A 14999-nucleotide genomic window follows, 5' to 3' on the forward strand; every position below is an offset into this window, starting at 1 on the left:
GGGAGCAAGTTATGTGGTATTTTACTTGGATATTAGGACTCTTTCTGGCTTGCTCTTTCGGTATTATCAATGCGTTATGGCTTGAAAGCAGTGAGAATATGGATAGAGAGCACGATGAGCCTATCGATAAATAAGTTCAACTAAAAATAAAAGCCTCGTTCATTCGAGGCTTTTTTATTTTAGGACTAGACAACTAGACACTTCTTATTCGGGAGGTGTTAAACGCTAACGGGATTGCTCTCTTGATTGTGGCGTCGCGGTTTCATCATCAACTTGTACATAACGGGCACCCAAATCAGTGACAATAAGGTGGTTAATAAGGTGCCGCCAGCGATGGCTATGGCAAAAGGAGGCCAAAACCCCCCTCCAGCGATGATTAAAGGTAAAAACCCCCCAATTGTGGTAATGGTGGTGGAGCCAATGTGGCGTCCACAGCTGCTAACCAGTGCAATAATAGTGTGATTATTTCCTTGACGCGAAAGCGGATCGACTTCCAGCTCTGCAATAATGACAATGGCAGCATTGATCGCCAACCCCATGAGTCCAAGCAAAGCGATGATCACAGTAAATCCAAAAGGGTAATTAAAAAGGTACACGCAAAGCAGCCCTAATCCAGCCGATTGCATTGCACTTAATAAAATTATTCCAGTTAATCTAAATGAATTGAAGGATAAGACAATGGTTGTTAACAATAAGGTGAATATGAGCAAGACATTGGATAGTAAATTACCCACTGCCTCGTCGCGTTTAGCGCTTTCTCCCCCTATCTGCATTTGATAGCCAGCAGGTAAGGGAAGGGCATCGAGTCTTGCTTTAGTTGCATTTAAAACCGTTTGCGGTAACACACCATTTTCAATATAGGCTTCAATGGTATTCACTCTTTGTCCGTCTCTGCGTGGGATCGTGCCTCTGCTGACTCTTATTTCACTATCAGAAATGGCTGAGAGTGGGATCCCCGATGCGGTACTGGAAACCAAATTGAGTTCGAATATTCTCATTGGTTCTTGTCGTTGATTGTCATCTAATCGAACACGAACAGGTAAGGATTCTGTTTGCTCTAAAATACTGCCACCGTTGAGGCCTGTGGTGGCCATTTGAATTTGGTTAGCGATGCTACTTAAATGAAGCCCTGTCATTAAACTCGCTTCTTCATCTATTTGTAACCACAATTTCGGTGAACCTGCGCTGAGAGTGGCACGGGTGTGAGTGACATTTTGTGTTTCAGTAAAAATGAGCCTGACTTGTTCCCCTAAACTTTTTAGTTGATCTAAATTAGGGCCAAATAACCTGACTTCAACAGGGGCGTTAAAAGGTGGGCCTTGTTCGAGTTTTCTGACCAGAATTTGTGCTTGAGGATAGGCGCTATCCAGTGTTTGTTGTAGCTGTGGGATCAAGGTGTTGGCCGTTTGGAAATCTTTCACTTTTACCATAGCTTGCGCATAATGATTAGTACTGTGCTGATTTTGCATCATATTATAGTAAAAAGAGGGCGTATTACTGCCAACCATCCAATCAATTCTATCAATGCCTGCATACTGTCTTAGATTTGAATCCATTTCTTCTATTAACTGGCGAGTATGGGCTAAGCTGGCGTGAGAAGCCAAATACACTTCAATATGAAACATATCTCTGTCGGAAGGGGGGAAAAATTGTTCTGTCATTTTTCCCATGGCCATAAAACCTAAGATAGGCAAACAGCCGATGAGCAGAGCCGCTCTTTTTGGATGAGACAGGGCAAAGCGTAAACTTTTCGTAAAAACGTGACTGATTTTAGGAAGCTCTATGCCATGGTGATACCACCGATATCCGTCAGACTGACTGCCAAATTGACCAGCGAGTCCGGCAATAATCGTATGAGAAATAACAAAAGAGCCAAGTAAAGCAAACATGACCGAAATGGCGATTCCACCCACAAATTCACCTGCAGGCCCTGGCATCATGACAATAGGGGCAAAGGCCAGCATGGTTGTAATAGTCGAGCCGGCTAAAGGTCGCCAAAAGTGGTGTAAGGTTTCACTCACTGCATGATAACGGCTCATTCCATTTTGGCGTCTTTGTGCAATCGCATCGACAATCACAATGGCATTATCCACCATGATCCCAAGGGCCACGACGAGTCCTGTGACTGACATCTGATGAATAGGTAACCCCATAAACTTCATGCAAGCTAAGGTAAACAGTGCGGTTAAAGGAAGGGATAAAGCGACAATTAGCGCATTTCTCAAGCCTAAGGTTAACATTAAAACGGCAAGGATAATGATAAAGCCTAACAGTAAACTTTTTATGAGCCCGCCTAAACGTTCTGTGGTGTAACTTTCTTGATCGAATAACCATTCAATTTTGACATTGCTGGGCATGTTTTGTTGAAGTTCGTTGACGACTTGGCGAACATTTTTAAGCCAAGTATCCACACTGGCATCATCAAGCATTCTTGCGGCGACCATAATGCCTTGCTCTTGCTCTATTATGGCGATATTTTCTTCAGGTGTTTTCACTTGGCGTTGAATATCTGCAATATCCTCAAGGCGTATTAAGTGACCATTGTTGCCCATTTTTACGGGAACGTTTCTAATTCTTGTGAGCGAATCGAGTTCCCCTGAAACTTCTACTAGTGCGTTGAAATGTGAGTTGTTAATTTCACCTGCTGATATTTTGGGATCGGCATTGTGTAAAATTAACGCAATGGCAGCTGGAGTGAGTTGTAGCTGCTTGATTTTGCTGGCATGTAGCGTCACTAAGATTTCTTCGGTGGGCTCACCATAGAGTTTAACAAAATCAGTGCCTGATAATGTTCTCAATCGACTTTCCAATTCTTTTGCATAGCGATTTAATACATCAATGCGAATGGGCGTGTTACTTTGCCACGAAAAACCTAAAATCGCGGTATTGGCATAACCTAATTGATCATCAAGGGTGGTATTTTGTGCTTCTTTGGGAAGCAAATGAATGGCGTCGGCAATATAATCTCTGGCTCTAGACCAAACAGGTGCGGTATTGACGACATCATCTTTTAATTCGAGCTGAATAACAGAAATGCCAGGTTTTGATGTTGAGTAAATAAGCTTGAGTTCTTTTATTCGTCTGAGCTGATTTTCTAACACTTGAGTGACCAATGCTTCTACTCGTTCAGAAGAAGCGCCTGGATAGTAAGTGATAACGGATGAAAATCGATTGGTAATGGCCGGATCTTCCATTCTGGGCAGGCTATTGATGGCACCAAGTCCTGCGACTATGATAAGGGCGATCATCAAGCTGAGAAAGCGGCCATTTTCAATAATCACTTTGATCATTATTCATTAACCTCAGGTTGAGTAATGGAGACTTTTTGCCCAGGAATGAGTTTATGTGCGCCTTGATCGATATAAAGTTGATTGGCGTTAATGGGGCCTTGAATATAAGCTTGCTCTTGATTGCTATATAAAATGTCAATATCGCGACGTTCAACATTAAAGGTGTTTTTATCATTGGGGGTGAGAATGTAAATATTCCACAGCCCTCGAATCCCATCGCTTAAGGCGCTAATGGGTACCCAGTAACCGGGTTTTTCGATAGGTTGAATATGAGTAAAATAGGCGAGTTCACCATTGATAACTTGGCTAGATGGAGGTAGAGAGAACCTCAATTCAACGGTACGGGTGATAGGGTTGATTTCTCCCGAGATCCCTTCAATGACAGCCTGATAGTGTTTATTGCCCACTCGAATATCAATCGACTTTTGTGAAGATAAGGTTTTTGCTATCTCTAAAGGCACGCCGATATAAGCCTGAGGTGTGTTTGATTCCACTAAGGTGTAAATGGGAGTGCCTGTGGAGATGACTTCTCCAACATGATGATATTTCTGGCTAATAATGCCCTTAAAGGGGGCAATGATATTGGATTTTTGTATTTTTAATTGATTGGCGGCATAAGCGGCATTTAGCTGGGTTCTGGCGGCTTTGAGTCGATTGACTTGTCCTTTGAGTTCATCAATTTGTTGTTCGGAAATATAATTTTGTTGTGTTAAAGATAAACTGCGTTTTAACGTGCTGAGTGCTAAGTCTAAATCGGCTTGATTTTGTGTCAGGTTGGCTTTGAGTTGGTTTTGTTCCGTTTGTAATAATTGAATATCAAGTTTAGCCAGTAATTGTCCTTTTTCAATATTATCACCAATATCAACATTTAACTGTTTGATTTTTCCTGCGAGTTCAAAGCCGATGGCTGTGGTATTACTGGCTTTTACTATTCCTGAAAATGTTTGGGGTTGTTCATAAGAGGGAGAAGGGATCAGTGCTTGCGTACTCACGGTTTGATACTGTATCTTGGGTTGCTCGTTGGATTTTTGACAAGCACTTAAGGAGCCTAAGCTACTTAATCCTAACATGATAGCCACAGATTGGGTGAACGATTTTATATCCATTTATTCATTCCAATATCAGATTGTTATTTTTATGTATCCTTTTTGTTCTGATTGTAGTTTAACCAGTCTAGACTAGACTGTCTAGTCTACTTTTGCCCTTGTAGACGCTGAGGTTGACTTTATGATTTAATATAAATTTTCATGTGAGAGTAATTTACTGATGGCATTGACGTTATCAAACAGTCAAAACTTGACCAAGCGTGAGCAAAAACACGCCGATATTTTGGCTGCTGCGAATGCGCTATTTTGTGATCAAGGTTTTGTGCATACCAGTATGGATGAAATTGCAAAGAAAGCCGGTGTGTCAAAACAAACACTTTATTCTCATTTTGGTTGTAAGAACACTTTATTTGCGTCCTCAATAACGGCAAAGGCGAATAGTTATCAACTGAACAGTGATATTTTTATTGATCCCAAGCAGCCCGAAAAAACGCTCAGTTATTTTGCCGAGCAATTTGGGCAATTAATGGTGAGTGATGATGCATTGGCCATTTATCAAACTTGTGTGATCCATGCTGATGGGCATCCTGAAATTGCACAGGTTTTTTTTGAAAATGGGCCCGAGTGTATCTTGTCATTACTCAGTGAGTATCTTGAAAAAGTGTCTAGTATCGGCATATATCAATTTGATGAACCTAGGCATTGTGCCGTTCGTTTGTGTTTAATGCTGTTCGGTGAAATGCGCTTAAAGCTAGATTTAGGTATTAATGTTGATGATTTGGTCGAACAAAGAACACACTACCTTCAATCAAGTGTGGATATGTTTCTTCGAGCTTATCGAATATAAACTTCACTCTATTCAATGGGTATGTATCCTGCTATCTTAAAATAGGATTGGTTCATTTTTATACTCTTTATTATTCTACCATCATAGAGTAGTGAGGATGAACTGATAAATTAATTAATTATGTGTTTAGGGAGAAACATGAACGCTATTTCTGTACCCAAATTACCTTTGTTGATACCTGTCTTTTTTTTAGCCAACGTTCAAGCTAAGCCTTCTGCGGATTTTTCCCCTTTTACTTTCAGTTTCGCTAGAGTGGTTGTCGGTAATGCTGATGTGGGTAATAACGGCAATGAGTTACAGAGGGATCAATGGATCACTAATTTTAAGGCTAAATTGCCTTTATCTAAAAAATGGATTATAGGAGCGGATTTTGGTTATGATTATTTAGATTATGACTGGAAGAGTCCTTCTGGTGAAGCAACAGATTATGCTTGGGATCATATTAATCGGTTTAAGGCGGGTGTCTCTGTCGTTTATCGCCCTGATAAACATTGGGTGTTTATGTTATCTCCGCGTCTTCAATATGCTTATGCAGAAACCGCTTCTGCCAGTGATGCGCAAAGTTATGGTGTCGTTATGTCGGCGATGCACCGTTTTTCATCTGGGCATTTATTTGGTTTAGGTGTGGCTTATCTTAATGATATTGATGAGGTAAGAACAGTACCTTATTTGGCTTTTCGTTGGCAAATCAATGATGCTTGGTATTTATCAAATCCTTTCTCTGTTGGTTTTAGTGGACCCGGAGGCGCTGAATTGAGTTATTTAGCCATGCCTAATTGGGAGTTTGGTTTGGGAATATCTAAGCGTACCAATCGTTTTTTAATTGGGGATAATGAAAATACAGCTGAAATCGATGAGTGGGTGAGTCATTTACGGGCGAGCTGGAAGTTGACGCCAAAAATCACCCTCTCTGCATTTGCTGGGTATTTTTTCAGCGGTGAGCTTGAACTTAATCCTGAAGGCACGAATGAAACCATGGATAATCAAGGTGGAGCAGCGATAGAAGCAAGGTTCAGTTTTTAATGGCTGAAACAATAACCTAGAGTCAGTGCATTGAATGAGAATTAGAACTTAGGTTGGTATGAGAAATAGAGTAAGTAATGAGGCATGGCGGGCATGCCTCTTCCTTGAGCCTACATCATTTAACCTGAACTCTGGATAATGAGTGTTAAAAATATTAGATTATTTACCCAGTAAATCACTTTTTAAACTTGATTGAACGGGATCGTCACCGAGCCAAATATTTAATAAGGCTTTTCTGAAAGCATCATCTTTAATGGTAACTTTTTCAGTGCCGTTTTTTGAGGCAATGACACCAGAATGAGGGCTAGTATCAAAAGTGAATTGGTCTCCCTCGGCTATTTTATCTGAAAAAACATCGGTAAATTGCGCTATTTCAGCCTGAATGGGGGCGGTATTACCCTCTGTTGCAGTATCAAAGCCTTCTTTAACGGCTTTTTGCATTTTTTCTGCAGTGATCATGTTGGAAATAATGTTCAGTTTTAAGACAGCGCGAGGTGCATTGATGACGTCAGCAGCTTGATGAGATTTGCTGGGTAAATACAGACTCGCGACATAAAGATCAAAAAACATTTTACTTCGCTCACCTGCGCCATTGAGCACTAAGGTTTGATTATCTATGGTCAAGCTATCAGGTACAGTCACTCCAGCAACCTCTATTGCTTGAGCATGGGGGATTAAAAAAGTACTCAGTAAAAGCAGGGTGGACAGTTTTTTCATATAACGCCTCATAAAAATTAGGTTGTTCCTTAGCCTCTGTGTCCAACTTGATATTGACCATTTTGATGAAACAAAACGGCTTGTTTCTTTTTTGGAGATACCAACAAAGGGCCGTCATCAAAAAATAAAAAGCATTTCCAATTGCGTTCAAATACTTCCCAAGTCGTTTCAATGGCTTGGTATTTATCATAACAAAAATAAACTATAGCATCGCCAGACCAATCGATAAAGTGGGCGAGTGTTTCTGGTAATTGGGGCGCGTCACTGTCCCAAGCACTTTGCCAATGGCCGGTTTCTTTCCAGGTATCTTGTTTAGCCGCCCAATCTCCCTTAGTGAACAGCTCACTGCGACTGCTTTTATTGCTGATCCATTTATTCCATATTAACATGGCACTTTTTTGATCCAGTGGCCTGATATGTGCTTTATCTTCGTTACTAACGGGAAGATCTTTGTGGTTAAAAATCCATTTACGAGTGTATTGCGTTAAGGGAATATAAGTGTGGGACAAGCTGGCCTCTCTATGACGCTCTGCAGAGCAACAATGGTAATAATGACGTGATTCATTATAAAGCTTTCTCTTAAGTTATACCCGTGATATTTCAAGATGTATGTTTTACATGCTCAAGATAAATAAGATAATGGCTAATATTGCGCCAATAAATGGGATCAGTACCGTTAATGCACCAAGAGGAAGGTAAGCGGTTTTATGGGTTTCTCCACAAATGACTCTAATTGTGGTGATCACATAGCCATTATGGGGCAGGGAGTCGAGCCCACCCGATGTGATGGCGATAACACGATGTAATGCATTAGGATCCACGCCAGCTTCAAGGTAATGAGGGGCAATTAAGGGTAAAGCAATGGCTTGTCCACCTGATGCCGATCCCGTTAATGCGACGATGACGCTGATAGCGATAGCGGCACTAATGAGGCCATTTCCCGGCAAGGAGGTCATGTGAATAAGCGTATCATTAAAAGCGGGGGTTAGTTTTGCTACACTGCCAAAGCCAACGACGGCACAGGTATTGGCGATGGCAATTAAAGCACTATAAGTGGCCAGAGAAAGCGCACTGCCTAATTGGACGAATCGTTTCCAATATAAAATGACTGCGCTGATCAATCCCGTTAATAGAGCGATGATTAATGATGAATGACCAAAATCTAAGATAACACTGCAATAAAATGAACTACTAAGCACTAATATCAAAGGGATAAAGCATAAAAAAGGATGAGGTAGCATATTTGATGTTTTAGGTGTTGGGTCGTTTTCTCTATCATCAAAGCGTTCTCCGTTGGCTACGGCACGTTTTATCATGATATGAAATAACCACATTCCTGTTGATGCCATAAATAAAGCGACAACAAGACTAACAGGCCAACCGGCAAATTGATCCGTGCCTAAATACTGCATAGGTTGGAAATTTTGAATTTCCACTGAGCCTGCCGATGTCATCGTAAAAGTAATAGAGCCAAAAGCGAGGGCTGCAGGAATAAATCGTCTGGGTAAATTGGCATCTTTAAACAAACTGAGTGCCATTGGAAAAACGGAAAAAGCCACCACAAAAACACTGACACCGCCATAGGTTAAAATGGCGCAGGTGAGCACTATGGCAAAAGGTGCATGCTTTGAACCGAAAGTGCGCATAATCCAATGGGCTAGACTATCAGCTGCACCACTGATCTCCATGACTTTACCAAACATTGCACCTAATAAAAAAACAATAAACCAATTTTGTAAAAAAGAAGCAAATCCTGTCATATAGCTGACGGTTAAACTCGTGTTATTGTCTGCTAACGGAGGAATGATGGGAATGTGACTGGTAATGGCAAGCACTAAGGCGCATAAAGGTGCTGCAATAAGAATATTCATGCCTTTTAGAGTCAATACTATCAATAATACTAACCCTAAAATTAAGCCCATCATACTGAGTGTCATTATTGTCCTTATTAATGCATTGAGTCGTTAACAGAAGTTACACGGGTATAGACTCGATGTGCAAGTTTTTTGCATTATCAAAGTATCAATTAAAGACTAATGCTGATATATGGCTTGAGTGAGGCACTGTAAGGCATAACCTCTGAGGGCAGGCAGAATAATATGGGCATTTTTGGCTGATTTTTCTTTCAATCCAAAAATAGGGGTATGATTTTAAATACGTTGAAGTTTTGCTTTAAAGAGGATGAGAGTAAATAGTGAGATAATTGCTGCAAACATCAGATACCAAGCTGGGCTGTAAAGCCACTTTGTGTGTTGAATTAAATATTCACTGAAAAATGGCGCTAACCCTCCAAATAGAGCAAAGCCAATGTTAAACCCTAATGAAATGGTTAAGTAGCGTCTTTCTATAGGAATTAGGTTGACCATTAAAGCGGGCAGTGGCCCTTGGTAACTGGTGATTAATAAGCAGAGAGTAATATAAACAAAGATGATGTTAGCAAAGCTGATGTTATGGGATAACCCAAGCAGTAGCGGCAATATGAGGCAAAGTAAAAATAAGCTGGAACCGAGCAAAAATTGATAAGCAGAAAACTTGTCGGAAAGTGCGCCAAATATAATCATGGTGAGAATACTAAAGCCTTGCATGTAAGCGTCGATACTTGCTTTATGCCATTGAATTTGATGAAAGTAGGCTTCTAAATAATGTGGAAAATAGAAGAAGGTAAAGTAGGCCAGAGCTGCAGGCGCAGCGGTGAGGCCGATGAGCATAATAATATCTTTAATATGGCTTATTTTTGTATAAGTAATGGCACATTGATGATTAGGTTTTTTCTGTAAACAAGAAAACTCGACGGACTCAGGCATATTGAACCGCATTAAAAAGAAAATCATACCCAGTATTCCCCCAAGTAAATAGCACCATCGCCAACCTGAGTGTTCAAAGTATATGGTGGGGAAACTCCACTGGAAAAATATGATAACACATGAACCTAACAGTAAACCAATAAGGACAAAACTCCAGATAAGTGCGCCATAGAATCCTTTTTTCTTATTAGGACAGGATTCGAGTATATAAACGAAAGAGCCTCCGCCTTCTCCTCCTGCTGCAATGCCTTGAATAATCCTTAGCAGTATCAACAAAATAGCCGCGCTGTTTCCCCATGATTGCTGAGTCGGTAAACTGGCTATTGTCAACATGGTTAGGCTCATGAGTAAGATACTGAATAATAAAGCATATCTTCTACCTTTTTTGTCGCCAATGAATCCAAAAATATAAGCCCCAAGAGGTCTGGCTAAGTAACTAACAGCAAATAAACCATAACCTATCATTATGGCGATTGAGTCATCGAGTTGTTTAAAAAAGAGTGCGGCAAAAATAGGAATAAAAAAACCATACAGTGCAAAATCGTACCATTCAATGACTGTACCCAATGCCGCATAACGAAAATAGTTTCTGTTTTTCATTAGGTACCTTAAAAGTAATATGACTTTTGCTAGGTTGTTTAATGGATAATCGATATTAAAAACCTAGCATAATATTTGACAACAAAGGGATGCATTTTGTTACTTATAAAATCATTAGGTAGGGATCTACCATTGTAAATTCCATGTTGCTGTTTTTATCTAAGGTGAACACCCTATGCCTATATCAAAGTATAAGAAGTAGATTATTGCCTGTTTTTGACTAATTAGGTGTAGAGATATGAAGAAATTAATAATGGCGAATATCTTAGCTGCTGCGTCCATTGTGTCGTCATCTGCTTTTGCATTAACGAGTGAGCAGTTGAATGTCATATCACAAGAAAGAGCCGATTATTTTCTAATAAATGGTTCAACCGAATCTTGGCAGCAGGCTTGCAATACAATAGTTAATTCTAATCCAGCTCAGGCTAAAATTGATTTTACTCTTGCTTACCCTCTTGAAACGTGTTCAACAACAGATTTTTCTGCTTTTTTTGCATGTAAGGATCGAAATACAGCGAATCAAAATACTCAAAGTGTTTTTGATATTAAAGCCAGTATTACAGCTAATGATTGTAGTGAGCTGTAGTTATTTTTAAAGCATGCGGCAATCTTTTTGCCGCTTTTTTGATGAGATGACATTTCATCTTATGTAATGTTAAATTATCCTACTTTATGTTGTTTTACTCACTTTATATCGATGAAAAGCCATTTCCATTTTAAGTGGCGGATCTCTCCTTTAGAAAATTTGTTCTACATAGTTAATCATTTTAATTCCTAGGCTTCTAAAAGTTTCATTGCTTATATTCGTCTATGCTTGAATGATATTTATTGAGCTTGGAGAGCATAATGAAAAGTAGCTTATCTATTTTACTTTTAACCTTATTAATGGCCGCATTTCCTATTGTGGGGTGTTTAAACAGCAGTGCTTCGGTGCCTGAGACTTCGTTCCGTTTAATGTTAAGTGCTGATACGACGCTTAACGATCCCAGCTACTTTTATTGTGTGGTTGTCTCGCAACCCAGTTTTGAAAATGGGGGGCACCCAACATTGCCTCAATGGACACCCTCGTTATTATTTACGCCAGTTTCATTGATGAATTATGCGCAAAATGTACAAGGTTTTACTGGCTTAGGTAAATTAGATACCACGGCAGATTATATCAATAGTCATTATTTTAAGTCTTATCATGATCCTGATTTTGATGAGTATGCACAATACAGTATTTCAGCAGGCTTTATCGATGCTTTTGTGCTTTGGCCGGGATATGGCATTGAGTGTGCCACCTTTGATGAAAGTGATATTAATAGTCAAGGGAAATATGATAACCGAGTCTTAGCTGGCAGTGATTATAATTAACTGCTAAGGGTTGAATGGAGGATATTAGTTACCTCATTAATATTGTAGCCTTTTTTCGCTGTAAAGCGGATAAGAGGCAAATCGGCTGAGGCGCATGCCTTGTTAACCAATTTGTCTCGCGCTTGTACTTTTTTTCGCTGGTGGCTTTTATCATCCAGTTCAATGACTGCAATCACTTTTAATGTCTGTTTATCACATAATACAAAGTCAAAGTGTTTCGATGAGATTTTGTTAAAAGCAATTTGCCATTGTTGTCGATTCAAATTGTTTCTTGGAGTGAGTACATCAGCAATACGCACTTTGCCAAATAATAGATACTTTTCATTGAAAGCAGGAGCTTGAATCGCGCTGAGCAGGATTTTGAAAAAAGTATTTTCTGCAGGTGAGAAAAGTGCTTGATGTTGCTTATATTGAAGGGAAGGTGAAGACGATAATTTAATGATTAACGTAATAAGGCAGATGAATAAGATAGCGCTGAGAAAAAGAAAGGTGGAGTGATTAATTAACACTGGCATAAACTATCCTTTATGTGAAGAGGAAAGCGATGTTGATATGTTAGGTGAATGGCTAAATGAAATGAATCCTGTCATAGGGGGGAACAGAAGAAGATAATCTTAATGAGGATCATCTTCTATCCACTTATTGATATTTAATGGATCTGTTATTTAATAAAGTATCCAACGGTTAGCCATTTGCCACTTTTTTTACTTAAAGTGAGTATTTCAGTTGAGCTGGCTTTGTTTTGAAATTGAGTTTGATATTGTAAAACGACATATTCTCCATCAGGAGCCCCTGGTAGAGAAGAATAATTTCCTGAGCTGAATTCTGAGCGTGAGATGACTTGGCCCAGTGGTGCACGAATGCCTTGTAGTGTCTCTACCCAACGTTGTTGTGTCAGTTGAGTTTGAAACAGAGGATCGGCTTGTTGCCAACTTTGCGCATAGGCACCAGTGTCAATAATCGCGAGCCATTGCTTGGCCAGTTCCAGTTCGGTAGATTGTTGAGACCAAGCTAAAGATGAGAATAATACGAGTAGAGCAGCCATTAATTTTTTTGTCATAGTAAACTCCTTTTTGAATAAACTTAACCTTAATTTATTGCGTATCGGATGTTGCTATTCACATAAATTCCTTTTTACTCCTTTAAACTACCAAGTTAAAAAAATCTTAGCAAGTGAGTGTGACATTCTATGTTTTTAGTGCATCATGTCATTTCCATGTCAATCTAATTTTGTAGATGGACAGGGATAGGGTATGAGAGTCACTGATTAAAAATAATGAGAAAAGGATCTTGTCATGCAGAGCATAAAATTCACTTTATTAGCGGGGGGCTTGCTGGTATCACTGTTAGTGACGGCTTGCAGTCATCATGATGGCCAAGGGGAGCAGGAGAAAGTGTTAAACAATACTGAAACGCCTAAGTACCAAACTTATGTGAATGCTGGGCAGATTGTTCCTGTGATGCAATTTACCGACATTGAAGGCCTGCACATCAACTTAGCAGAGTCTAACCGTAAAAAGTTATTGATATTATTCGCCACTTGGTGCACTGATTCACAACGAGCGATGAAAGCCTTAGTTGAATCGGCTTTGATTGATGATGAGACTATTCACATTATCGGTATTGGTCGTGAGGAAACCCCTGAGGATTTGCGTCAGTTTGCTAAGACCCATCATTTATCCTTTGCGTTAGTGGCAGATACGGATAGGAATATATACAAGCAATTTGCCAATGCGGGTATTCCTCGTTTTATTTTATTGGATGAGGATAACCACATTGTTAAAACCTTATTATTAGAGTACGAAACGAAAGAGGGGGAACTTTTAGCCCCTGTTCAATGGTGATGAGTTAAGGGATCAGGCACGGGTATAAGCTAAAATCAATTCACCAAGACGCTTAACCCCTGCCTCCATTTGCCGATCCCAAGGCAGGGCAAAAGTGATCCTAAAGAATGACTGATAATCTTGGTTAAATGAAAACATGGCGCCAGGAGCAATAGAGAGTTTGGCTGCAATGGCTTGTTCCCATAATGTTTCGCTGCTCAAATGATCAGGCAGTTTTATCCATAGACAAGGCCCACCTGCCACTTGGCTATAATAAAAGTCTGCACGGTTTATTTGATTAAAAGACGGTAAAAGTAGGCTTAATGCTGAAGTGTAATTGGCTTTGAGGCGAGTATGTAATTGCCGCATTAATTGAGCAAATTGTTTGGATTGCATTAATTCAATCATCATATATTGCAGGCAAAGATTGGGCTCTTCGCTGATGATTTGCTTAGCGAATAAACACGGGTCTAAGGTATTGGTACAGATTAAGTATCCTAAGTTGATAGTGTGTGACAAAGTATCATAAAAGTCACTGAGTGTGATGATGCGGCAATGAGAATTCGGTGTGACAAGGCTGGCGATGCTACAAGGTCTGTGAGTCCCAAAATGAAGCTCGCCTCTGTCGTATTCAATAATGGTCACTTCATGTTTTTCAGCCCATTGAATTAACGCTAACTTATCTTTATTGGACAAGACTCTGCCTGTAGGATCGGCAAAGTTAGGATTGATTAAATAGGTTTTAAAGGGCTGTAATTGATACGCTGTAGAGAGCAAATTCAGCTCGTCTTGATAGCGTTCTTGAATGGGAATTTCAATCACATTGGCGTTAATCTGTTTCAATATGGATTGAAAGAAAAAGGACATGGGCGACTCTATTGCAATAGGGCCTGTGAGCGTTTGCGTTGCGATGAGGGCTGTCATTAAACCATCTCTACGACCATTATTAATCAATATTTGTTCCGGTTTAAAGATTTGGTTTGATTTGGCTAAATGCTGAGTAATGGCCTGTCTAAGGGAAGGCAATCCTTCAATGGGATCTTGCATGATTAATTGATAGGGGCGATGTTTCAAGGCTTTTTTATGCAGTCGGTTAAGGAGTAATTCATTGTCAATGACGCTGCTGGGGGCGGTGCAAGATAAAGGGAGAATATTGGGGTCATTAAATGAAAATTGCACCGCTTTATTCAAACTGAGCCCAGCTTGAATATAGTTAATTTTTTTACCGTAATTAGGCGGTGTAATCGATTTTTTATTGATGACAAAGTAACCGACTTTTGGTCTTGCTTCAATCCAACCCTGTTTTTCGAGTTCATAATAGGCTTGCACTACGGTTGAGACTCCTACGCCTCGAATTTTGGCGAGTTCTCGTACCGACATGAGTTTACCTTTTATCTGTTCCCGCTCAATTTCATCAATAATATGATTCACTATCAGACGGTATTTAAAGTTTGGCATAGGTTTTTCTTTAGAATGCATTAAATAAGCAATAT

General features: G+C 39.8%; 15 protein-coding genes. 6 read left to right on the top strand and 9 right to left on the bottom strand.

Annotation, left to right across the window (positions count from 1 at the left end; translation table 11 throughout):
* The first annotated feature begins 11 nt into the window (after nt 1–11).
* Nucleotides 12–134 carry a cytochrome bd-I oxidase subunit CydX gene (gene cydX, locus Q0791_RS06790; protein WP_298768769.1) on the top strand — a complete coding sequence of 41 codons (123 nt, stop codon included), beginning with the start codon at nt 12–14 and terminating at the stop codon, nt 132–134.
* 84 nt (nt 135–218) lie between these two features.
* Here the strand turns inward: cydX and Q0791_RS06795 are convergent, their stop codons facing one another.
* Nucleotides 219–3290: an efflux RND transporter permease subunit gene (locus tag Q0791_RS06795; RefSeq protein WP_299004086.1), complete on the bottom strand. Its 3072-nt coding sequence runs from the start codon at nt 3288–3290 to the stop codon at nt 219–221.
* Nucleotides 3290–4396, bottom strand: a complete 1107-nt coding sequence (locus Q0791_RS06800) for an efflux RND transporter periplasmic adaptor subunit (RefSeq protein ID WP_299004088.1) — start codon at nt 4394–4396, stop codon at nt 3290–3292. Before Q0791_RS06800 ends, Q0791_RS06795 begins: the two co-directional genes overlap by 1 nt.
* A 160-nt stretch (nt 4397–4556) precedes the next feature.
* Here Q0791_RS06800 and Q0791_RS06805 point away from each other — a divergent pair, with 160 nt between their 5' ends.
* Together Q0791_RS06805 and Q0791_RS06810 are read left to right on the top strand one after the other, a co-directional pair.
* The gene (locus tag Q0791_RS06805; RefSeq protein WP_299004089.1) at nt 4557–5183 is read left to right on the top strand and encodes a TetR/AcrR family transcriptional regulator; all 627 of its coding nucleotides are present in this window, start codon (nt 4557–4559) and stop codon (nt 5181–5183) included.
* Nucleotides 5184–5321: 138 nt separating this feature from the next.
* On the top strand, nt 5322–6206 hold the full coding sequence (locus Q0791_RS06810) for a DUF6268 family outer membrane beta-barrel protein (RefSeq protein ID WP_299004090.1): 885 nt from the start codon (nt 5322–5324) through the stop codon (nt 6204–6206).
* Between the two features lie 159 nt (nt 6207–6365).
* On the opposite strand, the gene Q0791_RS06815 is transcribed toward Q0791_RS06810, so the two are convergent.
* The 4 genes from Q0791_RS06815 to Q0791_RS06830 form a co-directional block, all read right to left on the bottom strand.
* The gene (locus tag Q0791_RS06815) at nt 6366–6923 is read right to left on the bottom strand and encodes a chalcone isomerase family protein (RefSeq protein WP_299004091.1); all 558 of its coding nucleotides are present in this window, start codon (nt 6921–6923) and stop codon (nt 6366–6368) included.
* A 29-nt stretch (nt 6924–6952) separates the two neighbouring features.
* The gene (locus Q0791_RS06820) at nt 6953–7432 is read right to left on the bottom strand and encodes a DUF2947 domain-containing protein (protein ID WP_299004093.1); all 480 of its coding nucleotides are present in this window, start codon (nt 7430–7432) and stop codon (nt 6953–6955) included.
* Between the two features lie 105 nt (nt 7433–7537).
* Nucleotides 7538–8860 carry a GntP family permease gene (locus Q0791_RS06825; RefSeq protein WP_299004098.1) on the bottom strand — a complete coding sequence of 441 codons (1323 nt, stop codon included), beginning with the start codon at nt 8858–8860 and terminating at the stop codon, nt 7538–7540.
* A gap of 213 nt (nt 8861–9073) precedes the next feature.
* Nucleotides 9074–10327, bottom strand: a complete 1254-nt coding sequence (locus tag Q0791_RS06830; protein ID WP_299004099.1) for an MFS transporter — start codon at nt 10325–10327, stop codon at nt 9074–9076.
* A gap of 238 nt (nt 10328–10565) precedes the next feature.
* On the opposite strand from Q0791_RS06830, the gene Q0791_RS06835 reads away from it, so the two are divergent.
* Both Q0791_RS06835 and Q0791_RS06840 read left to right on the top strand, forming a co-directional pair.
* The gene (locus Q0791_RS06835) at nt 10566–10913 is read left to right on the top strand and encodes a hypothetical protein (RefSeq protein ID WP_299004101.1); all 348 of its coding nucleotides are present in this window, start codon (nt 10566–10568) and stop codon (nt 10911–10913) included.
* Nucleotides 10914–11173: 260 nt separating this feature from the next.
* Nucleotides 11174–11683 carry a hypothetical protein gene (locus tag Q0791_RS06840; RefSeq protein WP_299004103.1) on the top strand — a complete coding sequence of 170 codons (510 nt, stop codon included), beginning with the start codon at nt 11174–11176 and terminating at the stop codon, nt 11681–11683.
* Here Q0791_RS06840 and Q0791_RS06845 read toward each other — a convergent pair.
* Both Q0791_RS06845 and Q0791_RS06850 read right to left on the bottom strand, forming a co-directional pair.
* A complete protein-coding gene (locus tag Q0791_RS06845) occupies nt 11680–12198 on the bottom strand; it encodes a DUF2726 domain-containing protein (protein ID WP_299004105.1) in 519 nt (172 codons plus the stop codon). The two genes, Q0791_RS06840 and Q0791_RS06845, sit on opposite strands and share 4 nt — an antisense overlap.
* 146 nt (nt 12199–12344) lie before the next feature.
* Nucleotides 12345–12743, bottom strand: coding sequence for a DUF4019 domain-containing protein (locus Q0791_RS06850; protein ID WP_299004107.1), 399 nt, complete (start codon nt 12741–12743; stop codon nt 12345–12347).
* Between the two features lie 235 nt (nt 12744–12978).
* On the opposite strand from Q0791_RS06850, the gene Q0791_RS06855 reads away from it, so the two are divergent.
* Nucleotides 12979–13527 carry a TlpA disulfide reductase family protein gene (locus Q0791_RS06855; RefSeq protein ID WP_299004109.1) on the top strand — a complete coding sequence of 183 codons (549 nt, stop codon included), beginning with the start codon at nt 12979–12981 and terminating at the stop codon, nt 13525–13527.
* 12 nt (nt 13528–13539) lie between these two features.
* On the opposite strand, the gene Q0791_RS06860 is transcribed toward Q0791_RS06855, so the two are convergent.
* Nucleotides 13540–14964 (bottom strand): PLP-dependent aminotransferase family protein, encoded by a 1425-nt coding sequence (locus Q0791_RS06860; RefSeq protein WP_299004111.1) that lies wholly within the window; start codon nt 14962–14964, stop codon nt 13540–13542.
* Nucleotides 14965–14999: the final 35 nt, after the last annotated feature.

The organism is uncultured Shewanella sp., assembly GCF_947495455.1.
Lineage (GTDB): Bacteria > Pseudomonadota > Gammaproteobacteria > Enterobacterales > Shewanellaceae > Shewanella.